Origin of the sequence: Rothia aerolata, assembly GCF_014635585.1 — a bacterium.
Classification (GTDB): Bacteria; Actinomycetota; Actinomycetes; order Actinomycetales; family Micrococcaceae; genus Rothia; species Rothia aerolata.
Genome location: NZ_BMDC01000004.1, coordinates 1 through 24,501 on the forward strand (window position 1 = coordinate 1; position 24,501 = coordinate 24,501).

Here is a 24,501-nt window from a genome sequence, read left to right on the forward strand (position 1 = left end):
TGATTCGCTTAGCTCTTGCAAGCTCGCACGCTCGCTCGCCTTTGCTGATTCGCTTAGCTCTTGCAAGCTCGCACGCTCGCTCGCCTTTGCTGATTCGCTTAGCTCTTGCAAGCTCGCACGCTCGCTTCCGCTAAGCTCATCCCCACGAAATTCCGGCCTCGGGGGCAGACTCAATGCGGGGATCATCCAGCTCAGGAACAATCATTACCGGGGTCTTGGTATGGTGTAGAACTCCCTGAGAGGTAGAACCAAGAATCATGCCGGCCACGCCGCCACGACCGCGGGTGCCCACCACAATCAGGTCAGCCTCCTGACCAGCCTCAAGCAGAACCTGAACCGGGGAGCCGTCAATAAGCTTGAACTCAATCTCAAGCTCGGGGTAGAAACCGCGAATCCAGGTGGCTGCCTTGCGCTGTAGGTCGGCAATTTCTCGGTACATTGCCTCGAAATCAACGGCGGCGGGAACCCAGTTCAGCGCACCGGTGTAGGGAGCCAGCGCATTGACCAGAATCAGCTTTACTCCGCGGCGATCCGCTTCTTCCGCTGCCTTCAGGATTGCGATACGCGCCTGGTCTGAGCCATCAGAACCAACCACCACAGCGCCCTTGCGTTCCAGCAGGGAGGAATCCTTAGCGATTGCCTCACCGTAAGAAGCCGGAACCGCCACGGTCGGCGCGTGGGAGTGGGCGGGTAGGGAGGTGGAAACAGTACCCAGCAAGCGCCCCAGGAAGCTGCCGTGGGAGCGAGAGCCCACCGCCACCAGATCAGCCTTCTTGGAGAGTTCCAGCAGAATACCGGTAGCGTCACCGGTTTCTACGGTGGCGCGAATTTCAACGTCGGTCTCGCCAACTCGAGCATGGGCTTCATCGAGAATCTGAGCAACGCCCTGGCGCAGCGCCTGCTCGTCAACCACCGAGTAGCCGGCGTCAAAACCGGAACCGGAGAAAACGGGCAGAGAGTAGGCGGTGACCACGCGCACGGGAACCTGGCGAATCTTTGCTTCATTGACTGCCCACTGTAGCGCCCCGTAAGACTGCTCTGAGCCGTCAATACCCACAATGATTTCACCGGAGATTTGGGAGAGGTCTACGCCCTCATCACGGCGGTCGATGGCCTGTTCACCGAAAGTCTTCTTTGATTCGGTCATGGTCGTCTCCTTTTCATCAAGGAACCCTAGCCATCTACCCGTCTGACTAGCGGTAAGCCAGGGTTGCTTCTATATTCATTTTAGAGTGTTTTACCTCACCCCAGGCAGGTTTTCTCGGATATGACCGCACATTTCAATTCAGGACGACGCCGCCCCACCGTGTGCGTCTCACGGTGGGGCGGCGTCGTCCTTAGGCTTTCGGCGCTAGGCGGTTAGGTTCAAAAGTAGTTGACCGTAATTTCCCCTGTGTTTTGGTTCTCTACAATCTCACCGCCGGCAAAGCTCTGCACGCAGGTGGGGTCAACCCCGGGAAGAGCGGCGCCATCGCAGACCTCAAAGGTGGTAGGGGCGCCCAGCGGGTGCAGGGTGTGGTCAGCTACCGCCCGCTGGCCCAGTTCAAGGTAGGTCTGGCCAATTGCAGAGTCTTTATCGACGAAATTGGCTCCGGTTTCGGGGGTCCAGTAGAAGTAGCCCTCTTCAAAAGACTGGGAGACCCCTCCGACAATACCGGGAGTAATCTGCTCGTTGGTGTAGGCCGCACCGTAGCGGGCCTCGCCACCGGTGGAGTTGTAGACCTGGCCGATAGCGCCCTTGATCTCGGCATTATCTATTGCTCCCGCCGGTGCCGCCTGGGCAGGAGTTGCCATCCCAGCAAGTGCCAGAGCGGCCGCCACCGCGCCAATATAACGGGTCTTTGAAGTCTTGTTCTGGGTCATCTTGATTTCCTCCATCTAAAACCAAATACTGGGTTTTCGTCAGCGAAGTAATTTCGAGTTTCACCGAATATCTGTTGTCAACAAACACCCTCGAGGTGAGGGGCTACTTCCAGGCAAGCACAGACAAGGGCAATTTTTTAGACCCAGGCCACAATCGTTGCCGAATTGGGGCTGATTCGTTATCAAGTCGTGACCACCCGTTAAGATAAATCAACCATTATTAGACAAATTAGTAAAAAATGTTGCTTATAAAACATCTAGTTGAGCATCAGGTCACGGTCCAATAACGCCGATACATTGGTATATAACAATTGCACAACGTTTTCCCGGCACCCCTAAAATATGCCCGCTTATCCAGCGGACATGGGCTTTCATAGAAGTAAGTTCACGACTATAAGTGGGAGGCATCATGCGCACCAACCGTTTTTCCAAGCTCACCCTGCTGGCAGCAACCGTAGCCACCGCAACCCTCGGCACCGCGCTTCTTCCTGCCCAGGCAGCCGAGCCAACGGCTTCCCTTACCCCCGGAACCGCAATCTCCACCAAGTACGAACAGCACAGGGCATCGGGCGAATCAGGCTTTATTGGTTCCCCCATCAGTGATGAGCTCTGCGGTGTTTCAGGCACTGGCGTAACCGCCACCGGCGCCGTCAATCCCGGTAGCCTCGAATGCTTCCAGACCTTCGAGACCGGCATGATTACCTGGAACGGTCTGACCGAAGCCCACGTGCTCAAGGGCGCTATCTACCAGGCCTGGCTGGCTAACCCCGCCCCGCTAGCAGCCGGCGGCACCGTAAACACCACCCAGCCCATCACCGACGAACAGCCCGTAGCAGGCGGCGTCCAACAGTTCTTCGCCGTGGCCAACGGCGGCAACGGCGTCTACTACTGGAGCGCAAAGACCGGCGCCTTCTTCGTAGACACCGGCACCGCAGCCGGCCAGTACTACGTGAACAATGGCGGCCCGGCGACCTTCGGATTCCCGGTCAGCGATGTTCACACCTACAACAACGGCTCAAGCTACCTGAACACCGAGACCGGCTCCATCACCGCTCATTTCGATGCTCAGGGACAGATTGTTACCGGTAGCTAAATCAAAAATCTAGGGTTTATCCTCAGTAATCACAGGGAAGGCACGCGCTAAAACGCGTGCCTTCCTCGCCTATCTGACCGGGTGACGGTGAGAAAATAAAAACAGATCTCCACCGGGAAAGAAAGTTTTTAAAGAGGTAGCGCAATGTCAGAGAACGTATGGAGTACCTGGGGGCACCGCCACGATGCCGAGCCCAACAGGGTTTTCAAACCGCGCTCAGTTGCCGAAGCTCAAGATCTCATCAAGCAGGTGGCCGCAAGCGGCGGGCAGATTAAGGTGGTGGGCGCGTCCCGTAGCTCCTCGGCCATTGCCCAGCCCACCGACACCATGCTCAGCTTAGATAACCTGGTGGGTCTCACCGGCGTGAGCCCAGACCACAAGCAGGCAACCTTTCTTGCCGGAACCACCGTGCAGCACGCCAACAAGGCCCTAGCCACCTACGGCCTTGCCTTTGAAAACCTGGGGCGGCTGGGCCAGCAGACCCTCGCTGGCGCTGTCTCTACCGGAACCCACGGCACCGGTCTGGGCTTTGGCATTATGCCCACCCAGGTCACCGCGCTGACCCTGCTCACCTCCACCGGCGAACTGGTGGAGTGTTCCGCTGAACGCAACCCCGAAATCTTCCGGGCCGCCCTGGTGGGCCTGGGTGCACTGGGTATTCTCACCTCCATCACCTTTAGGGTGGTGCCCAGCTTCCGCATTCATGCCTCCGAACGCGCCCGTGACTTCAACGAAATTGTGCCCACCTTCATCGACCGTTCCCGCGGCTCCGACCACTACGAGTTCTCCTGGTTCCCCGACGGCACCCAGGTGCGCACGCGGCGTCTTACCCGTCTGCCCCTGCTCACCGAAGGCTTCATGGAGCCCAGCGCCCTGATCTCTCAGGCCCGGCGCCACGGCCGCGACTACGCGCTGAACAACGGCATCTTCGAGGTCATGAACTTCGTAGCTACCCGCGCGCCGTCCTCCCAGAAACTTCTCAACAAAGTCTCCAACCTCACCTCCGGCAACCGCCGCTACGCAGACCTATCCCCCACCGTATTCATCCTCAACCGCACGGTGCGCCAGAACAACATGGAATACGCCTTTGACCTGCAGGTTTTTGAGGAGCTGATGAAAGACCTCAAAAAGCACCTTGAGAAGCAGAAAGTGCACGCGGGCTACCCCATTGTGGTGCGCACCGCCGCCGCCGATGACATTCCGCTCTCGCAGGCTTATGGCCGCGAGACCGTCTTTATCTCGGCGCGCGAATACTGGCGGCAGCCCTTCGAGGAATACTTCACCGGCCTTGAAAGCGTTTTCAAGGACTACGGCGGCCGCCCCCACTGGGGCCAGATGCACTCGCTTGACGCCGCGGACCTCGAAAAGCTCTACCCCGAGTTCTCAGCTTTCACCTCTCTGCGGGAGGAAATGGACCCCGATGGACTCTTCCTCAACCCCTACTTGCGGAAGGTGCTGCTGCCCTAAATCCCGGCGATGTTGCTGTGGGTGAAACAGACTTCCGGCCGCCTGAGGGAACGCGGTAAATTGGTATAAATGAAGTTTCTCAATGACATGAAGCCAACTACCGACCTCACTTACTCTGACGTCTTCATGGTGCCCTCGCGCTCGTCCGTGGGCTCCCGCATGGGCGTAGACCTGCACACCGCAGACGGCACCGGTACCACCATTCCGCTCGTGGTCGCCAATATGACCGCCGTCGCCGGCCGCCGTATGGCAGAGACCATCGCCCGCCGCGGCGGTATCGCGATTATCCCCCAGGATATTCCCGCGGACGTGGTGATTGATACCATCCGCAAGGTCAAAGAATCCCACCTGATTTTCGACACCCCCATCACCGTCAAGCCCCACCACACCGTCGGCTACGCCAAGCACCTGCTGCCCAAGCGCGCCCACGGTGCTGCGATTGTGGTGGAGGACGACGCCCCGATCGGCATCATCACCCGCCGCGATTTGCGCGGGGTAGATAATTTTGACCAGGTAGGCGACGTCATGTCTACCGAACTGGTGACCCTTCCCGATACCGTCGATGCCCGCGAGGCCTTCGACAAGCTCCACGCCACCTCCCGCAAGATTGCCCCCGTAGTTGATTCCGCCGGCAAGCTGGTGGGCGTTCTCACCCGCAAGGGTGCTCTGCGCGCCAGCCTCTATGAGCCCGCCGTCGACGCCCAGGGTCGCCTGCGCATCGGCGCGGCAATCGGCATTAACGGCGACGTCGCCGCGCGAGCTTCCGAGCTCATTGAAGCTGGTGTTGACCTGCTGGTGGTTGATACCGCCCACGGCCACCAGGAAACCATGATTGAGGCGCTGAAGAAGGTGCGTGCGCTGTCGCCCAGCGTGCCGATTGCGGCCGGCAACGTGGTGACCGCCGCCGGTGTGCGTGACCTGGCAGAGGCGGGCGCAGATATCATCAAGGTGGGCGTTGGCCCCGGTGCCATGTGCACCACCCGCATGCAGACCGGCGTGGGTCGCCCGCAGTTCTCCGCTGTGCTCGAGTGCGCCGCTGAGGCGCGCAAGCTGGGCGTGCACGTATGGGCGGACGGTGGCGTCAAAGACCCCCGCGACGTTGCGCTGGCTCTGGCGGCGGGTGCTTCCAACGTGATGATTGGCTCCTGGTTTGCGGGAACCTATGAGTCCCCCGGCGATATTATGGTGGATTCCAGCGGCCGCGAGTACAAGGAATCTTTCGGCATGGCATCGCGCCGGGCTGTTACCAACCGCAACTCCAAGACCGAGGCCTTTGAGAAAGCCCGCCGCGAGATGTTTGAAGAGGGTATTTCTACCGCCCGCATCTACCTGCCCGAGGGCGCCGGTGGCGTAGAAGACCAGGTGGATTCCATTATCTCAGGCGTGCGCTCATCCTTTACCTACGCCGGGGCCTCAAACATCGAGGAGTTCTTCGAACGTGCCACCGTGGGTATTCAGTCCGCAGCGGGCTACGCTGAGGGCCAGCCCAGGGCTACACGATAAAACCCTGTCTGCGGTCTAGGCTCTTTGCCGGGCGACTGCTTGGGTTTATACGAAAATAGGCAAAACCTCCGGCAACAGGCTAGTTTCACCTGCTGTCGGAAGTTTTGCCTTCTTTCGTGGAGCTGCCTTTGTGGGTTCCGGCTGAGACGGCCCGATAGTAGGGTTATACAACACAGCAACACTTCACTGCGGAGCATGAAAGAGGTGAACCATGCTGAAAGTATGCCCTAATGGAGCAAGAGAGTTAGGCGAACACCCTGCTCTGAGTAGCAACCCCGAAACAGCCGCGAAAGACTGCGCAGAGGCGGTGCTAACTGGTGCGCAAGAAATTCATGTTCACCCTAAAAACAGGCAGGGAAAAGACAGCCTAGAAGCTCACGACGTAGATCTGTGGGTGGCAACCTTTCGCCAGCACTGCCCCGGAGTACCCCTGGGTATCACCACGGGAGAATGGGCAGCACCCGACCTCAATCACAGACTAAATCTCATTGATAGCTGGAATGAGCTCCCCGATTTCGCCTCGGTAAACTGGCACGAGAGCGGGGCCGATCGCCTTGCCGCTAGGTTGTTAGAAAGGGGAATCGGTGTTGAGGCAGGAATCTGGCATGAAGAGGGGCTAGCTAGCTGGTCTGCTTCACCGCTTCGGGCCCACTGTTTTCGCGTGCTGGTCGAAGTTCAAGACATGCCACCAAATCTCGCCGAGTCTAGCGGTAGGTACCTGGTAGAAGGCGTGCAGAGCCTTGAGCCCACGGCTACTGTGCTTTTGCACGGTGAAGAAGAGTCGACCTGGAGCATGGTCAGCTTGGCGGGCAGGCTTGGCCTAGATTCGCGAATTGGTTTGGAGGACTGCTTGCATCTTCCTGACGGCCGCACTGCCACCGGCAATGCCGAACTAGTAGAGACTGCCCTGCAGCTGATGCGCGCTTCTTAGAAGCCGACTCTTTGCCGGGCGACCGCTTGGGTTTATACGAAAGAAGGCAAGTGGGACGCCGCCCAGCCAACTGGCACCGGGGCTGGCGTTTAAGGGAGGTTGGCTAGGCGGCGTCCCGCTTTTCGTGGGGTCTACTCTCCGCGGCAAATACGAATCATCTCGTCGCGGTCAGACGAAGCGGAATTTCCGCGAAGTGGTGACCGACCGTTCCTACTCTCCGCGGCAGATACGGATCATCTCGTCGCGGTCGGTCACCTTAACACGCTTACGCGGGTTGCCCTCGGCGTCCTGGGATGCCTCACCCAGGGCCTTTTCGTGGGCGTCGAGGGTGTGCCAGCCTTCCCAGGTGGTGTACTTGACCCCCTTGGATTCGAGGAAGTCGTTGAAGCTCTCGGGCTCCGGTGACTCGGCGGTGTAGAGGTCTTCGCGGTCTTCGAGCAGGTGGGTGACGGTTTCCAGGGCATCTGACTTGGTGGAGCCAATCAGACCCACGGGGCCGCGCTTAATCCAGCCGGTGGCGTAGAGGCCGGGCACGGGAACGTCACTATCGTCGATGACTCGCCCCTCAACATTGGTGATGACGCCGCGTTCGGAGTCGAAGCCAACCTCGGGCAGCTCGGAGCCGAAGTAGCCAATGGCGCGGTAGACAGCCTGCACGGGGTACTCGATGAACTCGCCGGTGCCGGTGACGCCGCCGTTGCCGTTGAGCTCGTTGCGTTCCATCTTGATGCCTGTGACCTTGCCGTGCTGGCCGAGAATCTCAGCAGGCGACTGCATGAAGTGCAGGTGCAGGCGGCGGGAGGCGGTCTGCTCCTTGGTCTTCTGCTCTTCAAGCCAGCCCTTGAGAACCTTGGTCATCACCTTGACCTGGGCGTTTTCTTCCATTGCCTTCTCGGAGGCCTCGTCAAAGACGAAGTCCTCTTCGTAGAGCACAATGTCAACGTCGCGGGAATGTGCCAGCTCCCGCAGTTCCAGCGGGGTGAACTTAACCTGGGCAGGGCCGCGACGGCCGAAGATGTGAACGTCGGTAACAGGTGATGCCTTCAGACCCTCGTAAACATGGTCGGGAATTTCGGTCACCAGCATGTCGTCGGCGTGCTTGGAGAGCACACGAGCGACGTCCAGCGCTACGTTGCCGTTACCCAGAACCGCAATCTCCTTGGCTTCCAGGGGCCAGGTGCGGGGGTAGTCGGGGTGGGCGTCGTACCAGGCAACAAAGTCAGATGCGCCGTAGGAGCCTTCCAGGTCAATGCCGGGAATGTCGAGGTCGGCGTCGTGTACCGCACCGGTGGCGAAAATGATGGCGTCGTAGTACTTGCGCAGCTCTTCGAGGGTTACGTCGGTGCCGTAATCCACGTTGCCGAAGAACCGCAGATCGCCGTTGTCCATGACCTTGTGCAGGGCGGTGATGATGCCCTTAATACGCGGATGGTCAGGGGCAACACCGTAACGAATCAGGCCGAAAGGTGCGGGGTAGCGGTCAAAAATGTCAATGGAGACCGGCACAGAACCGTCTTTCACCTCGGGCTGCTTGCTCAGGATATCCGCGGCGTAAACACCCGCGGGGCCCGAACCGATCACGGCAACGCGCAGAGCACGATTCTCAGACACTCTTCATTTCCTTTCACTGCCCGGGCCTATTTTTAGGACGACGCGCGGGCGGGTTGGTTTCACACTGCCCACAAGTTTACGCTGTGCGCTGGTAGGCATGCACACCGTCGCTCTCTATCGAGAGCAAAAAGACAGGTTTCTGTAACTTAATTTCATCTGGCGCAATCTAGCAACTGGCCGCTTCAAGAAGGTCTTAAAACCTAGGAAAAGTTCACTTTGAGCCCCTCGCGCTCACCGAAACGTTCCAGGTGGTTTCCCAGCGCTCTTTCAACAGCGGTGAGGTTCTGCGCATCCGTTCCATAAGCGAGCAGAAGCAGCCGGGCGGCGTCGTCCTGCGCATCATCGACCAGCAGGTCTGCATAGCCTCGAAAAACGTTATCGCGGTTGAAGGTCAGGCGGTGGCCGCCGGGAATCTGCTCGATGGGAATCTTGCGCCCCATGTGGGAAACCATCTGCTTGACGTAGCGCTGGGGGCGGCTAGTCTCCACCACTGCGCGGGAGGTATGGTGCAGGGTTTCGGGGGCGGGGTAGTCACTCATGCCGATTCCTCTCGAACTAAACTTAACTTAGGCTAACCTAAGAATATACCAGCGGCCCCGCCCGGCGGTACCACCCGAACTAGACCGCATGAGTGGCAGGCTGCGGTCGCAGAAGCAACATGGCAATGCCGATTACCAGCAGAACGCTAGCTTCATGAACCATCATTCCCAGAGCCATCGTGACTCCACCGGCAAACACACCGGCAAAGAGCAGGGCTACAGTAACCAGAGCGATCAGAATGTTAATCCTCATGGTGCGCACCGTCCGCTGAGCCAAACTCAAAGCGTGGGGTAGACGGGGCAGCTGGTCTGCCATCAGCGCTAAATCGGCGGTCTCTAAGGCTGCAGGGGAACCCGCAGCTCCCATGGCAACACCGATATCAGCAGCTGCCAGCGCAGGGGTATCGTTCACGCCATCGCCCACCATAGCCACCGTACGGCCTCCCGCCTGGAGCTGGCGTACCAGGTCTAACTTATCCTCGGGCAAAAGCCCCGCGCGAACGTCGTCCAGTCCCAATTCAGCGCCCACAGCGGCTGCCACGCGGGCGGCGTCACCGGTGGCCATTACCACCTCGATGCCGCGAGCGTGGAGACTCTCAACGGCTTGGCGAGCATCGACCCGAACGGTATCGGCAACGGCAACCACCCCAATGGCTTCTCCCCCATAACCAACAAACATGGCGGTTTTCCCGGCGGCGTTAAGCTCTTCAAGCACAGCCGTATCAGCCGGTTCAGAAAGGAGCTGGGCAGACCCCACCGTAACCTCCACGCCCTCAACCAAAGCACGGATTCCCTGACCCGTTACCGGCTCTGCAGACTCGACCAAGTCGGGGCTCAGGCCGCGAGCGCGGGCCCCCTCTATGACGGCGGAGGCCAGCGGGTGCTCCGAGGCAGTTTCAGCGCGGGCAGCTAAGTAAAGTACCTGCTCCTGGCTAAAGCGGGAATCTAAGGAAATAACGTCGGTGAGGGCAGGGCGGCCCGTGGTGAGCGTACCGGTCTTATCAACCACCAGGGTATTGACGCGGGCAGCGGTTTCCAGATATTCACCGCCCTTAATCAGCACACCGTCTTTAGCAGATCGGCCAATACCGGCCACCACCGAAACCGGAATTGAAATTACCAGGGCGCCGGGGCAGGCAATCACCAGCAGGGTCAGAGCCAGCTCCAGGTTCTTTGTTGCCAGCCCAACCACCAGGGCTACCACCATTACCGCCGGCGTGTACCAGCGGGAGAATCTTTCAAGGAAAGTCTGGGTGCGGGCTCGGTCATCCTGGGCATCTTCCACCCGGTGGATAATTTTTGCCAGGGTGGAGTCAGCACCAATTGCTTCAGCTGTGACCTGCAAGGTTCCCGAACGAAGCCAGGTACCGGCAAACACCCGGCTTCCCGCAGTTTTTTCGACGGGTACCGACTCACCGGTAATTGTTGCTTCATCAACACCACCGTGGCCAACCGCTACTGTACCGTCAACAGGAATCTGCTCGCCGTTACGCACCAGAACGGTATCGCCGGGAACAAGCTCCCACAGCTGTACAGCTCGGGGCTCTCCCTTCTCTAGTTTGGTAGCGGTCTCAGGAGCCGCCTCTATCAAATCGCTCAAAGCCTTGCGGGTTTTAGCGAGGGTGGTCTTTTCCAGCGCCTTACCCAGAGCAAAAAGAAAAGTTACCGCCGCCGATTCCCAATAGTTATTAATAAAAAGCGCTCCGATAGCTGCCACAACAACCAGAAGGTCAATGGAAATAACCTTCACTTTAAGGGCAGCTACCGCAGAAACAGCTACCTGCCAGCCCGCCACCACCGCGGCCGCCACCATGAGCGCCTCAAAACCGGTGAGCAGGGCCAAAATAATTAAAATTCCCGAGGCAAGTACAACGCCCCAGGTGCCAAGAGTTTTCATGATTCTCCTCCTAAGGGTAAGGGGCGTTTTAGAAACGCCCCTTACCGCCCACCTAAATAGTTGCTGGCTTAGCGGTGTAGCCAACCTCTGCTACCGCATTGACCAACTCTTTGACGCTGATTCGATCGGGCTCATAACCCACCAAAATCCGACCGGAGGAGAACTTAACCTCTGCCCGCTCTACCCCGTTCAGGGAGTTCAGCTTGGTCTCAATCTTGGAAACGCAGCTGGGGCAAGAGAATCCTTCAGCGCGGAGGGTGATGTTCTGTACCTGTGCCATGTCAATCATTCCTTTATCTGTTTCGTACCTTGACTGGGTACTTTCAGGTTAGGAAGATCCGCAAAAGGGTTCCTTGACGCAGGTCAATTAAGAAAAAAGTTCCTCTAAATACTTTCTAAGGCTTGCCGATCTAGGATTTTCACCCATTCTCGGCCCGACTCCACTAGTCCCTCATTCTTAAAACGAGCCATAGTTCGCGAGGCTGATTCCACGGTGGTTCCCGCCAAGCCGGCGATGTCGGATCGCCGCAGTTTCACCTGAAGTAGGCGAGCGCCGTCCTGAACATCAACCCCCATCTTGCGGTCGAGCTGCAGGAGCGCGCCCGCCACCCGCTGAGCAACTGTGCGAGTGGTCAAAGCAATTTCGTCGGCGCGGGTGCTTGCCAGGTTCTCCTGTTGCAATCGAACCAGTGCTATCGCCAACCCTGGGTACTCAGCAATCAAACTTTCCAGATGGCTCGCAGGTATAAAGAGAGCGCAGACAGTCTCTAGCGCAGTGGCAGTCTCATTAGTCTCCACCGGGTGGGTATGGAGGCTACCTAGGACGTCGCCGGGACAAGCAATCTGCACGGTAAGTTCCTGCCCCTCAGCGGTATCGTGGGTGAGCCGAACCCTTCCAGCCACTAGGAGGTAGGCACCCGCCGGGATATCTCCTGCGCGGAAAATCAGCTCATCGGCAGCCCAGGAGTAGGAGGTCAGCTTCTTGCTGAGCTGGTCTCTTTGAAGTTCCGGCAAATCGCGGGTGAGCGGAGAAAGCCCCAGCACCTGCTGTCTCACGGCGGGCGAGCAGTGATGGGGTTCGGCGCACGTTGATTGAAGCTGGGGATGAGCCATATTTCTATTCAAGCCCTCCCCCGGTAAAAAGTCGAGACTTCTCCCGCAGCGGGAAGCGCACCCCACCCACCGGCGTCATAACTCACACCCCCTCACTCCTCAAAAGAGGCGGTGGGCACTACGCTGTGGGCGTAGAATAGCCGGTATCAAAGGCGCCGCAGAAAAGCGGGCGCTTCTTTGTTTTCAGCATGATTTCAGGGCACACACCCTTCACGTATAGAGAGTAACTACGGATTCTAGATGACTTCTAAGAACACCGCGGCTCCATCCGCACAGACGCCTGCCCCCAAAAACGGGCTAGATCGCTTCTTCAAAATCACCGAACGCGGCTCCACCCTGGCCACCGAATTCCGCGGCGGCTTGGCAACCTTCTTTGCCATGAGCTACATTGTGGTGCTCAACCCCCTGATTCTGGGCCTGGGCCCCGATGGCGCCGGCGGAATGCTCGGCGTTGAGCGCGTGGCGGCCTCGACCTCCCTGGTGGCAGGTATTCTGACCATCATCATGGGCCTCTGGGCTAACCAGCCCTTTGCCATGGCAGCGGGTCTGGGCGTGAATGCCCTGCTGGCATCGACCATTGCCACCAACCCCGACATCACCTGGCCGCAGATTATGGGCCTGGTGGTCTGGGCAGGTATCGTCATGGCGATTCTGGTGCTCACCGGATTCCGTCGCGCGGTCTTTGATGCCGTGCCCGAGTCTCTGAAAACCGCCATTGTGGTGGGCATCGGCCTCTTTATTGCCCTGATCGGCCTGGTGAATGCGGGCGTGGTTCGCCGCATGCCCGACGCCGCAGGCACCACCGTTCCCGTCTCCTTCGGCGCCGGTGGCCACCTGATGGGCTGGCCTATCTTCGTCTTTCTCTTCGGTCTCTTTGTGATTATTGCGCTCTTTATTCGCAATATCCGCGGTGCAATTCTCATCGGCGTGGTGGCCTCAACCATTCTCTCCATCGTGCTGGAATCGCTGTGGCCCTCTGGCCCCTCAACCGAGTCCATCACCGGCTGGTCTCTGGTGGTTCCTGCCCTACCCGAGAGCTGGCTGGGCGCCCCCAACTTCTCGCTCATTGGCTCCGTTGACATGCTCGGTGTCTTCTCCGGATCTTCCATGGGCGGCCTGGGTGCTACCATGCTCATGTTTGCCATTCTGCTGGCGGTTTTCTTCGACGTCATGGGCACTTCCCAGGGCCTGGCCACCGAAGCCGGCACTATCGACTCCGAGGGCCGCATCGAAAATATCGACCGCGTGCTGCTGATTGACGCCGCCGGCTCCATTGCCGGTGGTGGTTCGGCAAGCTCCGCCCACCAGATCTTTGTAGAGTCCGCCACCGGTATCGGCGAGGGCGCGCGCACCGGTTTCGCCAACGTCGTCACCGGCGTGCTCTTTCTGCTGGCAACCTTTATCTCGCCCCTGGTCAATATCGTGCCCTTCGAGGCGGTTGCCCCCGCGCTGGTAGTGGTGGGCTTCTTGATGGTTCGCCAGGCAATCCACATCGACTGGGCAGACTGGGGCCTAGGTATTCCCGCTTTCATGACCATCATCATGATGCCCTTTACCTACTCAATTGCAGACGGCATCGGAGCCGGCTTCGTTACCTTCTGCTTTATTCGCCTGGTGCAGGGTCGCGGCCGCGAGGTGCACCCCATTATGTACATTGTTTCCCTTGCCTTCTTGGTCTTCTTCGGCATGGGCGTGATTGAGGGCTGGATGGAGTAGAAGCTCCGCTCTTCTCGTTGACCGGCAAGTGGCCCCGGGGCGCGCCTTCTGACGCACCTTGGGGCCACTTGCCGGTCAATCGCTTTTAAAATAGAACCCATGAACACAGACACTCGCTGCCCCTGCGGCACCGGCAACATCTACGGCGACTGCTGCGGTAAATTCCATACCGCCTTTGCCCGCGGGCAGGGTAGCACCGCACCCACCCCCGAGGCCCTGATGCGCTCGCGCTTTACCGCCTTTGCTATCTCAGATGCGGCCTACCTATTAGCCACCTGGCACCCGACCACCCGCCCGGCCTCCCTCGAGCTCGACGAGAGCCTACGCTGGTACCGCCTGGACATTCTGAGCTCCACCGGCGGCCCCTTTGATACCGCGGGAACCGTGGAGTTCGCCGCCTACTACCGCTCGGTTCCGGGTACGCCCGAGGACGAGCGCGTGCGCGGCGTCCAGCACGAAAAATCGCGTTTCGAGCGGGTCGGTGGAGAGTGGCTCTACCTGGACGGGGAAACTAGTTAATATACGGTAAAAATCCGCAAATTGATGGGCTTAAAACATCTCCTAAATTACTATTAATGCATTCATCAATTATTTGATTATGAAAGTAATTCATAGTCATTTTGCACTAGGAAGAACTAACATGAGCGTTTCCCCCACCCCCATCAAGGTCAAAAAGCCCTGGTACAAGCGAGTTTGGGTTTGGATTATTGGCCTAATCTTGATTCTAGCTGGTTGCGGTAGCCTAGTAGGTACCAGCGAGACCGAAAGCACGGCTAATTCTAGTACTAGCGAATCAAGTACCACCGAGCCCAGTGACTCTGAGTCAGCCACTCCAGAAGAAGAACCCGCTTCTGCAGATCCAGAGACAAGCCAGGCAGAAGTAGCCGCTCCCCCAGCCACTGAAGAGCCCGCCTCAGCAAATAACGCCAATGACGGCGTTTCGCGCGAGTACAGGAATGCTCTCAACCAGGCGGAAATGTATCTAGATACTATGCCTTTCTCATACCAGGCACTCTACGATCAGCTCACCAGCGAATACGGCGGCCAGTTCCCCGCTGACGCTGCTCAATACGCCATGGATAATCTAGATGCCGACTGGAATGCAGAAGCACTGGAATCAGCTGAGAACTACCTAGACACCTTGCCATTCTCGCAACAGGGTCTCTACGATCAACTCACCAGCGAATACGGCGGTCAGTTCACTGCCGAGGAAGCTCAGTATGCTATCGATAACGTCAAGGCAGACTGGAATACTGAGGCTTTAGAAGCCGCTAAAAGCTACCAGGAGACCCTCTCCATGTCTGACAGCGCCCTGCTTGATCAACTCACCAGTGAATACGGTGGCAAGTTCACCCAGGAACAGGCTGAGTATGCACTAGCAAACCTCTAAGATCACACCTATACTGGCAGGCACTCTAGGCAGCTGAAAATATAGCCGAGAGTGCCTGTCTTTTATTTACCCCGCAGTTTGCTGTCTAGAAGCTTGAGGTCCACGGTGTCTATCCCGTCGCGGCGGGGCTTGCCGCCGGCCGCGAAAGAGCGGAACCAGGCGTCGTCCTTATAGTAGGCGGGCACAGCTCCACCCAAGAGGCGCTTGGTGACCTGGGCGGTGAGATCCTCACCGTCGACCGGCAGCGGCGCAAAGGAGCCGGCGAGAATGATGTTGCCGCGGCGTCGTCCTTTGAGCATGGCGGAATCGGCGGTGGCGGCGGTGTAGGGAAAGACCTCAGCAATGGCCGCGGCCTCTGCCCGAGCACCCGCCAAGTCGCGGGTGTCTCCACAGTTGATAATGTAAAGCCCCTTCTCAGAGAGGGATTTTGCCGCAATCTGGGTGAACTCCAGGGTGGTGAGCGGCACTGGCGTGACGTAGCCTGCAAAAACGTCGCGAATGATGATGTCTCGGGATTCAGGCAGGAAAGTCTCAGTAACCTCGCGGGCCTCGCCCACACGAATCTTGAGAGTGGGCGCCTTGGGCAGATCGAACCACTCGCGCACGTAGTCGGCGAGTTTAGCATCGAGCTCCACCACGGTGTTGCGGGACTTGGGGTATACATCTGCAAAGTAGCGCGCCAGCGAACAGGCTCCGCCACCCAGATGGGTGATGCGCAGCTTCTCGGGATCGAGAGCGCTAGAAACGTAGGCCTCAGTGACGGCGGCAATCCAGCGCATGTACTCAAAATCTAGCTCGCGCGGACGGCCCAGCACCACGTGCGAAGACTCCATGCCATTAATTTCGAGCACCCAGCCATCGGGGGTGTAGTCGTCTTCGATGAGCTCGGCGATGCCGGTTGAAATCTCGTACTTTCCCTCAACCGGCCCGGCTTGCTCGGCCTGAGAGCGGGTTTTTCTTCTGCGTTTAGCCACGGATTAAGGGTAGCAGGGGCCTCTTCGCGGTGGTGCCCGGGCGCCCAGTCTGCCCCTCCACAGCCGCTGGTGCAGTTAAGCGCGAAAAGGCGCAGAAAAACTGCCCCAAAACAGCTTTTCTGCACCAGCGACCGCCAGCTAGTAAAACCTACTTACCCAGCGCCTTATTCAACCGGTCAACCTTGCCCTGGATTTCGCCGGAGTCGTGGCCGGGGCGAATATCTGCCTTGACCACCAGAGAAACCCGGGGTGCTACCGCCATCACGGCCTCGGTGGCGCGCTTGATAACATCCATGCATTCGTCCCAGTCACCCTCAATGGTGGTGAACATGGAGTTGGTCTCGTGATCAAGACCCGAGGCCTCAACAATGCGCACAGCCTCAGCAACAGCCGAGTGAACAGAACCGTCTTCAAAACCTGCACCGCCGGTGGGTGCCACAGAAAATGCAAACAACATGTTTTCAGCCTAGCCCCAACCCCGGCATGAGAAAAGGTTGTTACAGAGGCCTCTTTGAGGCCCGGCGCCCCTCTATTGAGGGGTAAAACAAACAGCTCCTTAAGGTCTTAAACACCTTCTATGTAAACCAAAAGATTTTGCCATGAGTTAAACCACAACGCCAACCAATGTGCACCTAAACCTCTGCAAAAACACCTAAGATTTCTAGTGAAAGACATGTGCGCCCCGCTGCCCCTGGCAGAGTTACCGCATACCTCACCAAGGAAAGACGAGTAGAACTCTATGACTACCGGTATCTACCTTTCAGCCATGACCCCGCTGTCGGGCAAGTCCCTGGTTGCGCTGGGTCTGGCAGATTCACTGATTAAACGTGCTGACCGCGTGGGCTTCTTCCGCCCCATTTTCCAGGGCGCCGAGGAATCTCAGGATTCCATGATCCAGCTGATGCGCCGCAACTTCAATCTGACCGAACAGCAGGCTCGCGGCGGTCTGAGCCTAGAGCGCTGCCGGGAGCTTCTGGCCGAGGGCAAGCACGATGAGATGTCTTCGCTGGCTGTTTCTATCTACTCCGAGATGGCCGAGCACTGCGACGTCATTATTGTTGACGGCACCGACCTTCTGGCTCACAACGCCGTGACCGTTGAGTTCGACCTCAATGCGCAGTTCGCCCGCGACCTGGGCACCCCGGTGATTGCCGTGATTGGCGCGCAGAACTCCTCTGTTGCAGACGCCGCCAATGCTGTGGACGTCGCCCGCACCGAGTTGCACTCGGCCAAGGTAGACACCCTGGCGATTATGGTCAACCGTTGCAAGCCCGAGTTCCGCGATGAAATTGCTCAGACCGCCAAGCGCGGCCCGCTTAAGCGCCCCGTCTACGTTCTGCCCGAGATTCCCGAGCTGACCCTGCCCAGCGTAGGTGAGGTTGTTGAGGCTCTGGAACTGAGCCCCGAGGGTATCTCTGCCAAGGATCTTGACCGCGAAATCGCCAACGTCAAGGTTGCCGCAATGACCGTCTCTAACTTCCTGAACCAGTTTGCCGACGGCGACTTCGTGATTGTTCCCGGCGACCGCACCGACGTCGTTGTGGCAACCCTTGCCTCCTCGCTGGCACCGAGTTTCCCCGCGCCGTCCGGCCTTCTGCTGACCGGCAACCTCAGCGACTCCACTGACAGCCCCGTGCTACAGTCACTGACCGAGCGCGCCCCCTTCCCCATCTTCCACACCGAGAGGGATACCTTCCAGGCAGGACGCGCGGTCTCCCGCGTCACCGGCGCGCTTTCCAGCGGCCAGCCCCGCAAGGTTGCGGCGGCCCTGGGCGAGTGGGCCCGCAGCGTTGACCCCGACGAGCTGCTGGAACGCCTGGACCTTGAGCGCCCGGCGTCCATGACCCCGCTGCGCTTCCTACACAACCTGATTGAGAAGGCGCGCTCCGACCGCCGCTCCATCGTGCTGCCCGAGGGTTACGACGTGCGTATTCTGCGCGCGGCATCTATCATCGCCCGCCGCGACTTCTGCGACCTGGTGCTGATTGGCAATCCCGAGAAGATTCAGGAAATCTGCCAGGCCGAGGGTATCAAGCTGCCCGTGGGCGAGGGCGTTGAAATTATCGACCTCGAGAACAACGAGCACACCGAAGACTTCGCCGCAACCTACGCAGAGCTGCGCGCCAAGAAGGGCGTGACCATCGAGCAGGCCCGTGAGAAGATGGCAGACCCCTCTTACTTCGGCACCATGATGGTGAAGAAGGGCATTGTAGACGGCATGGTCTCCGGCGCCGTGAACACCACCGCCAACACCATCCGCCCCTCCCTGGAATTCGTGAAGACCCGCGAGGGTGTCTCCATTGTCTCCTCCGTCTTCCTCATGCTCATGGAAGACCGCGTGCTGGTCTTCGGCGACTGCGCGGTGAACCCCAACCCCACCGGCGAGCAGCTGGCAGATATCGCCAAGGCATCTGCCGAGACCGCCCGCCAGTTCGGCGTTGACCCCAAGGTTGCCATGCTCTCCTACTCCACCGGTACCTCCGGTGCGGGTGAGGACGTCGAGCTGGTCAAGACCGGCGTTGAGGCCCTGAAGCAGGCCAACCCCGACTTCCCCTTCGAGGGCCCCATCCAGTTCGACGCCGCCTCCAACATGTCCATCGCCTCCTCCAAGTTGCCCGGCTCAGAGGTTGCGGGCCAGGCGACCGTCTTCATCTTCCCCGACCTCAACACCGGTAACAACACCTACAAGGCTGTGCAGCAGACCTCCGGTGCTGTGGCGGTGGGCCCGGTTCTGCAGGGTCTGAAGAAGCCCGTTAACGACCTCTCCCGCGGCTGCACCGTTGATGACATCATCAACACCGTGGCGATTACCGCGATTCAGGCACAGACCCTCTAAATGCTGTAGGACGACGCCGCCCGGCTGCCCCGCGCGGCGTCTTCCTTCCCCTCTCTTTCCGCGCGCGATGCGCCCAACCGAAAGGTAATAACTTGCTGATTCTAGTTGTGAACTGCGGTTCCTCTTCTATCAAGTACCAGGTACGTGACACCAACTTCGACAACGACGACCAGGCGGTGATCACCAAGGGTCTAATCGAGAACATCGGTGTAGACCTGCCCGACCACGATGCCGCGCTCGAAATCATGGCTGAAAAGCTCGATGAGGCCCTGGGCGACCGCGAGATCGAGGCCGTGGGCCACCGCGTGGTGCACGGCGGCGAGCGCTTCTCCGAGCCCGTGCTGGTCAACAACGAGATTATCCGTGCGATTGAGCGCCTGGCTCCCCTGGCTCCGCTGCACAACCCCGCCCACGCTAAGGGTCTGCGCGCTGTTGCCCGCAAGTGGCCTTCGCTGCCGCAGGTGGTTGTCTTCGATACCGCCTTCCACCGCACCATGCCCGAGCACGTGTGGCGCTACGCTGTTCCCGAAGAGTTCTACACCCTGCACGGTATCCGCCGCTATGGCTTCCACGGCACCTCCCACGACTATGTGACCGGCATTGCCGCTGAGTTGCTGGGCATTGACCGTAGCGAGTTCAACGCTGTGATTGCCCACCTGGGTAACGGTGCTTCCGTCACCGCTATTAAGGAGGGTAAGTCGGTGGATACCTCCATGGGCTACACCCCCCTGGCGGGCCTGGTCATGGGTACCCGTTCCGGCGACATTGACCCCTCGGTGCTCACCTCTTTTATGGAGCGCAACCCCGAGGTCTCTGCCGCAGATATGAACCGTATTCTCAACAACGAGTCGGGTCTGCTGGCAATCGCCGGTTCCAACGACATGCGCAAGGTGGTAGAGGCTAAGGAGTCTGGCGATTCGCGTGCCCAGCTGGCCTTGGATATGACCGCCTACCGCCTGGCCAAGTACATTGGCGGCTACCACGTTGCTGTGGGCGGTATGCAGGCTCTGGTCTTCACCGCCGGTATTGGCGAGAACTCCGCTGAGTTCCGCGCCCTGGCTGTAGAGCAGCTCGGCGCCCTGGGCATCAAGATTGACCCCGAGCTCAACGCAATTCGCTCCGACGAGCCCCGCGTGATTTCCACCGAAGACTCCCTGGTGAAGGTACTGGTGGTGCCCACCAACGAGGAGAAGGCTATTGCGCTGGCCACCAAGGACGTCGTCAACCAGATTTGGCCCGACCGCGGCTAAGCTCCTAGTGAGGCGAGAGAAGGCAAGACTTCCGAGCACAGGTTAAAACCCCCTGTTCTCGGAAGTCTTGCCTGTTTTGACAGGAAAAGTAGAAGACTGCCGATAAAGTGGAGGTAACCCGAGAGACTACGGCGAAGGAGCCACGTGAGCACACCACCCCATGAACCAACCGGCTCAGGATCCAACCGGCCCTACGGCATCAGCCCCAGTGGCGGCGTCCAGCATCACCAGACCAACATCACGCCCCTGCCCAACGACCTCTCTCGGGGCTGGCTGCCCGAAGATACCCGGCAGACTCCCGGCTCTCCGCTCCCGGCGCCCAAGCTCTTTGGCTTTCAATCGCTGCTGCCCTTCAAGTTTCTCAACCGACTGCGGCATCCCGGGGAGATTCCCTGGCTGGTGGCCGCCTACCTGGTGACCCTCACCGTCTACGTGGGTGTGGGAATCTATATGGTGACCTCGGTGGTTGGCTTTTTCACCGGCGACCTCTCGAGTGTGGAACCAGTAGACCCCGCCACCGCCGATTCTCCCGGCGCCCTGGCCCAGCTCGCCTTTCTGGCGGTCTATCTGCCTCTGGGTATCTTCTGGCTCCGCGCCCTTCAGTACGCCCAGATGCGCCTGCGCGGGGTGCGCATTACTCCCACGCAGTTCCCCGAAGCCTACGCCATGGTGGTTGAGGCCGCCCACGCTGCGGGCCTGCGCCGTGTTCCCGACGCCTATGTGGTGCTGGGCAACGGCCAGATTAACGCCTTCGCTTCGGGCCACGGCCACCGGCGTTTTATTGCCGTTTACTCTGACCTCTTCGAGGTGGGCGGGGCTGCCCGTAGCCCCGAGGCCCTGCGCTTCATTATCGGCCATGAGGTAGGCCATATTGCCGCCGGCCATGTGGGCTACTTCCGCCTGATTTTCACCTCTTTCTTCGCTTCCATTCCCTACGCTGGAGCCACCCTCTCCCGCGCCCAGGAATACACCGCAGATAACTTTGGCTACCGCCTGGCTCCTTCCGGGGCGCTAGAGGCCATGAGCGTGCTCGCCGCCGGTAAGTACCTGCACCGCGACGTCAATACAGACGAATTTGCCAACCGCGCCGTTTTTGAGGGCGGCTTCTTCACCTGGCTCGCCAACCTCAACTCCTCGCACCCCTCGCCGACCTGGCGCATGCACTCGCTGAGGGATCGCTCGGAGCCCGGCCGTCTCATCTGGCGCCCCAAGATTAACCCCGCCTACCCGCTGTCAATGGCACCGGCGGCAGAGCCCGCCGAGGTCTGGGCTGACCCGGTTCAGGCAGGCGACTTCATGCAGGCCTACCCCGAGAATCCGACCAACCAGCACTGGGGCGATAACGTCACCGAACCCAAGACCCGCGCTAATTCCCGCGACCGTCGTGTGGGCGACACCCTCTACACCGGCTGGGTGCCGCCGCAGCTGCGCGGCTACGGTAGGACGGCGCCGCAGGCTCCCGGCCCGCAGGCCCCTGCCCCGCAGAACCCGGCGCCTCGGGCTGCCCAGCCCCAGGACGACACCGAGCAGGGGTAGAGTAAACCCATGCCCCTTCTGCCCCAAAAGTTCAAACTTGACCCGCTCATCGTACTGATTCTCTGCGGCGTTCTTCTGGCAATCCTCTTTCCCGCCCGCGGCGCCTTTGCCGAGGGCTTCTCGGTGGCGACCAGTGTTGCGATTGCCCTGCTCTTCTTTCTCTACGGTGCTAGACTCTCCCCGCAGGAGGCCCTAGACGGTCTCAAGCACTGGAAGCTCCACAGCGTGATTCTGGCCTTTACCTTTGTGGTCTTTCCACTGGTTGGTCTGGCGTTGTTCCCGCTCAAGTACGTCTTTGGCCAGGAGATTTACCTAGGCATTCTCTATCTGAGTCTGGTGCCCTCAACGGTGCAGTCGTCGGTGGCTTTTACCTCCATTGCCCGCGGTAACGTGGCGGGTGCGATTGTCTCGGCCTCTGCGTCTAATATCGCCGGAGTGGTTCTCACGCCCCTGTTAGTGATGCTGCTGATGGGTTCGGGGCAGGTGACGATTTCGGGCAATGTCTTTCTCGACATCGCTATTCAGCTCTTTCTCCCCTTCGTAGCCGGCCAGCTACTGCGACCCTGGGTGGGCACGATCGCGCAGAAGAAAATCACCAAGCAGGTGGATCGGCTTTCCATCGGCATGGTGGTTTACTCCGCCTTCTCTGAGGGAATTGTGGACGGCGTGTGGACCCGCATTGCCTGGTGGCAGGTTCTGCTGCTGGTGGTTTTTTCTGTGATTCTGGTGGAGATCATGCTCTGGCTGACCGGCTGGGTGGGGCGAAAGCTGGGCTTCTCCTACGGCGACCGGGTGGCAATCCAGTTCTGCGGTACCAAGAAATCCCTGGCATCGGGGCTCCCCATGGCAGCGGTGATTTTCGGTGGTGGATCCCTGGGCGTGCTGATTCTGCCGCTGATGATTTTCCACCAGGTACAGCTGATGATCTGTGCCGCACGGGCAGCCAAGCTGGCGCGAAGTCAGGGATAGGCCCTAGACATACCTCTTTGCCGCGGCCAGGGTCTCTGAAACATATCCGCCGCCAAAGAGCACCGCGTGCAGCAAAAGCAGGTGGAGCTGGTGCAATTCAGTCCGCTCCTGCCAGCCCGAATCCAGGGGTTTTACCTGCTGGTAGCCCGCAATAATCTCTTTCAAGTAGGGCGCTCCAAAGAGGGCCAGCGCCGCCAGGTCATCTTCGGGGTGGCCGCCGTAGGGAGCCGGGTCAATCAGCACCGCACCTGCGGGGCTAAAGAGCAGGTTGCCACTCCACAAATCTCCGTGAACCCGGGCAGGGGTTGAGCCCGCCCCGTAGGAGCCGTCGAAATCTCCGGCGCGCAACCGCTCCGCCAAGCTCTCAAAAATCTTCCGTTCAGCAGAGCCCCACGCTACCCGAGAGACCAAGGGCAGCAGACGGGCATCTGCCCACATCGACCCCCAATTCTCATAGGAACCCAGCGGTAGCTTCAGCTGGTTACCCGCCGGGCCCTGCAAGCCGGCACCGCTCCAACCCTCGGGGCCTGTCCCAAAGGCCGAGGCCCCCGCCGCGTGGGTCACCGCCAGCGCAGCCCCAAAATCCCCGGCGGCCCGGCGAGAAGCCGGAGCACTTTCAATCCTCTCAATCTCCAGCGTGGAACCCGAAGCCGAAAGCACGCGCGCAACCCGGGCGCCGCCGTCCTGCTCAGCCTCAGCCAACCAGCGCAGACCCGCCGCCTCCCAGGCGACTGCCCGCTCGGTTCCGCTCTTGCAAAAAGTCTCCATAAACCCAGCCTAGCCAAAGCCCTACTGGTAGGTCACCACCCAGGGGCGATCGTCGAGGCCGTAGGTTTGCTCGGGGGTGAGCATGGGAATATCTTCATCGTAGAAGTTCTTCCAGGAAGGCTTGATGTCCTCCGGCAGGTTCTTGAGCAGGGTGCGGTAGGTATCGAGCTTGAGGTCGGGGGTTCCGTGACCGTCGGCATGCAGGGTTAGCGCCAGCTGCTCATGGGAGGTATCCAGCAGCTCGCGGTTGGTAATCATAGAATCGGTGAACTGGTGAATCACCACCATCTTCTGGGGGAGCTCATTCTGCTCGGTCACATCTGCCAGGTAGGCCAGGGCCTCATTAATCTCGCTGGAATCTACGCTACCGATCTGTTGCAGAGGCTGCTGCCCGGGCGCCAGTCGCCACTCGGGGTCAAAACCAACCCCCACGTTCGGGTGCTTGAGAAGCTCCTCATACTGGCGAATCTGTGAGAGAAAGTCACTGCGACCCGGCTGAAAATCCAACACCACATAGACACCGTGCTTCTCCGTCACCTCGATCAGGGGCAGCAGGCTCTCAACGGTGGATTCATCGGAAAAGTCGCCGTCTTCACCGGGAGCGCTCGATGCCACCGTGGCAATCACCTCAAAGGCAGGCTGAACCTTCTCGTCTGTAAAGGCCTGGTATTCATCCACCAGGTTCTGCACCCGCCGCACCGACTGGGCAGGGCTCTGCTCCCCCAGCGCACCCAAACTCGGCCCCGACGTCACCCCGTAGAGCGCCACATAGCGCTTATTCTCAAACACCTTGGTGGAGCCGTCGTAGAGGGTTTTCGCTTCTTGAGTCTTCGACGGCAGCGGAGAGGGAGTCTCACCAGCCGGCGAGGACGACGCTGCCCCGCTCGGCTGCCCCGTAGCGGCGGAGGTGGAGGCAGAAGGCGCCGCGGCGGCGTCCTGCTCCTGATCGCTCTCACCGGAACATCCGCTGAGGGTAGCAACCGCGAGGGCGCAGACCAAAAAGAGAGGGGAGATTTTCATGGGGATTCTTTTCATTGTGACAGGG

General features: G+C 59.6%; 22 protein-coding genes. 11 read left to right on the top strand and 11 right to left on the bottom strand.

The genetic code is table 11. The features are described from left to right. Window positions 1-136: 136 nt before the first annotated feature. Window positions 137-1,147: a universal stress protein gene (locus tag IEV00_RS09470; protein ID WP_188360130.1), complete on the bottom strand. Its 1,011-nt coding sequence runs from the start codon at window positions 1,145-1,147 to the stop codon at window positions 137-139. 218 nt (window positions 1,148-1,365) lie between these two features. Then, complete coding sequence (locus IEV00_RS09475; protein WP_188360131.1) at window positions 1,366-1,863, bottom strand: LGFP repeat-containing protein; 498 nt, start codon at window positions 1,861-1,863, stop codon at window positions 1,366-1,368. A 409-nt stretch (window positions 1,864-2,272) separates the two neighbouring features. On the opposite strand from IEV00_RS09475, the gene IEV00_RS09480 reads away from it, so the two are divergent. The 4 genes from IEV00_RS09480 (at window position 2,273) to IEV00_RS09495 (ending at window position 6,857) form a co-directional block, all read left to right on the top strand. Next, window positions 2,273-2,956 carry an LGFP repeat-containing protein gene (locus tag IEV00_RS09480; protein WP_188360132.1) on the top strand — a complete coding sequence of 228 codons (684 nt, stop codon included), beginning with the start codon at window positions 2,273-2,275 and terminating at the stop codon, window positions 2,954-2,956. Window positions 2,957-3,100: 144 nt separating this feature from the next. Beyond that, entirely contained in the window at window positions 3,101-4,423 is a 1,323-nt protein-coding gene (locus IEV00_RS09485; RefSeq protein ID WP_188360133.1) for a D-arabinono-1,4-lactone oxidase, read from the top strand. A 69-nt stretch (window positions 4,424-4,492) separates the two neighbouring features. Continuing rightward, window positions 4,493-5,926 carry a GuaB1 family IMP dehydrogenase-related protein gene (locus tag IEV00_RS09490; RefSeq protein ID WP_188360134.1) on the top strand — a complete coding sequence of 478 codons (1,434 nt, stop codon included), beginning with the start codon at window positions 4,493-4,495 and terminating at the stop codon, window positions 5,924-5,926. Between the two features lie 211 nt (window positions 5,927-6,137). Continuing rightward, a complete protein-coding gene (locus tag IEV00_RS09495) occupies window positions 6,138-6,857 on the top strand; it encodes a 3-keto-5-aminohexanoate cleavage protein (RefSeq protein WP_188360135.1) in 720 nt (239 codons plus the stop codon). A gap of 210 nt (window positions 6,858-7,067) precedes the next feature. Here the strand turns inward: IEV00_RS09495 and IEV00_RS09500 are convergent, their stop codons facing one another. From IEV00_RS09500 to IEV00_RS09520, 5 genes are all read right to left on the bottom strand, one after another. Beyond that, window positions 7,068-8,468, bottom strand: a complete 1,401-nt coding sequence (locus IEV00_RS09500; protein WP_188360136.1) for an FAD-dependent oxidoreductase — start codon at window positions 8,466-8,468, stop codon at window positions 7,068-7,070. Window positions 8,469-8,668: 200 nt separating this feature from the next. Continuing rightward, complete coding sequence (locus IEV00_RS09505) at window positions 8,669-9,007, bottom strand: DUF2218 domain-containing protein (protein ID WP_188360137.1); 339 nt, start codon at window positions 9,005-9,007, stop codon at window positions 8,669-8,671. A 79-nt stretch (window positions 9,008-9,086) separates the two neighbouring features. After that, complete coding sequence (locus IEV00_RS09510; protein ID WP_188360138.1) at window positions 9,087-10,904, bottom strand: heavy metal translocating P-type ATPase; 1,818 nt, start codon at window positions 10,902-10,904, stop codon at window positions 9,087-9,089. Window positions 10,905-10,956: 52 nt separating this feature from the next. Continuing rightward, on the bottom strand, window positions 10,957-11,184 hold the full coding sequence (locus IEV00_RS09515; RefSeq protein WP_188360139.1) for a heavy-metal-associated domain-containing protein: 228 nt from the start codon (window positions 11,182-11,184) through the stop codon (window positions 10,957-10,959). 104 nt (window positions 11,185-11,288) lie between these two features. After that, window positions 11,289-12,017 (bottom strand): Crp/Fnr family transcriptional regulator, encoded by a 729-nt coding sequence (locus tag IEV00_RS09520; RefSeq protein WP_229723175.1) that lies wholly within the window; start codon window positions 12,015-12,017, stop codon window positions 11,289-11,291. Between the two features lie 240 nt (window positions 12,018-12,257). Here IEV00_RS09520 and IEV00_RS09525 point away from each other — a divergent pair, with 240 nt between their 5' ends. From IEV00_RS09525 to IEV00_RS09535, 3 genes are all read left to right on the top strand, one after another. Next, on the top strand, window positions 12,258-13,733 hold the full coding sequence (locus IEV00_RS09525) for an NCS2 family permease (RefSeq protein ID WP_188360140.1): 1,476 nt from the start codon (window positions 12,258-12,260) through the stop codon (window positions 13,731-13,733). A gap of 99 nt (window positions 13,734-13,832) precedes the next feature. Beyond that, entirely contained in the window at window positions 13,833-14,252 is a 420-nt protein-coding gene (locus tag IEV00_RS09530; RefSeq protein ID WP_188360141.1) for a YchJ family protein, read from the top strand. 121 nt (window positions 14,253-14,373) lie between these two features. Continuing rightward, the gene (locus IEV00_RS09535) at window positions 14,374-15,123 is read left to right on the top strand and encodes an Ltp family lipoprotein (protein ID WP_229723176.1); all 750 of its coding nucleotides are present in this window, start codon (window positions 14,374-14,376) and stop codon (window positions 15,121-15,123) included. 62 nt (window positions 15,124-15,185) lie between these two features. Here the strand turns inward: IEV00_RS09535 and IEV00_RS09540 are convergent, their stop codons facing one another. After that, entirely contained in the window at window positions 15,186-16,097 is a 912-nt protein-coding gene (locus IEV00_RS09540; RefSeq protein ID WP_188360143.1) for a spermidine synthase, read from the bottom strand. A 148-nt stretch (window positions 16,098-16,245) separates the two neighbouring features. Next, window positions 16,246-16,554, bottom strand: coding sequence for a thiamine-binding protein (locus IEV00_RS09545; protein ID WP_188360144.1), 309 nt, complete (start codon window positions 16,552-16,554; stop codon window positions 16,246-16,248). Window positions 16,555-16,836: 282 nt separating this feature from the next. On the opposite strand from IEV00_RS09545, the gene pta reads away from it, so the two are divergent. The 4 genes from pta to IEV00_RS09565 all read left to right on the top strand — a co-directional run bounded on the left by pta (window position 16,837) and on the right by IEV00_RS09565 (window position 22,688). Beyond that, window positions 16,837-18,933: a phosphate acetyltransferase gene (gene pta, locus IEV00_RS09550; protein ID WP_188360145.1), complete on the top strand. Its 2,097-nt coding sequence runs from the start codon at window positions 16,837-16,839 to the stop codon at window positions 18,931-18,933. 92 nt (window positions 18,934-19,025) lie between these two features. After that, on the top strand, window positions 19,026-20,183 hold the full coding sequence (locus tag IEV00_RS09555; protein WP_188360146.1) for an acetate/propionate family kinase: 1,158 nt from the start codon (window positions 19,026-19,028) through the stop codon (window positions 20,181-20,183). Window positions 20,184-20,327: 144 nt separating this feature from the next. Continuing rightward, entirely contained in the window at window positions 20,328-21,719 is a 1,392-nt protein-coding gene (locus IEV00_RS09560; protein ID WP_229723177.1) for a M48 family metallopeptidase, read from the top strand. Window positions 21,720-21,728: 9 nt separating this feature from the next. Further along, complete coding sequence (locus IEV00_RS09565) at window positions 21,729-22,688, top strand: bile acid:sodium symporter family protein (protein WP_188360147.1); 960 nt, start codon at window positions 21,729-21,731, stop codon at window positions 22,686-22,688. A gap of 3 nt (window positions 22,689-22,691) precedes the next feature. On the opposite strand, the gene IEV00_RS09570 is transcribed toward IEV00_RS09565, so the two are convergent. Then, window positions 22,692-23,456 carry a fructosamine kinase family protein gene (locus IEV00_RS09570; protein WP_188360148.1) on the bottom strand — a complete coding sequence of 255 codons (765 nt, stop codon included), beginning with the start codon at window positions 23,454-23,456 and terminating at the stop codon, window positions 22,692-22,694. 21 nt (window positions 23,457-23,477) lie between these two features. Further along, a complete protein-coding gene (locus IEV00_RS09575; RefSeq protein ID WP_188360149.1) occupies window positions 23,478-24,476 on the bottom strand; it encodes an IolE/MocC family protein in 999 nt (332 codons plus the stop codon). Window positions 24,477-24,501 lie beyond the last annotated feature (25 nt).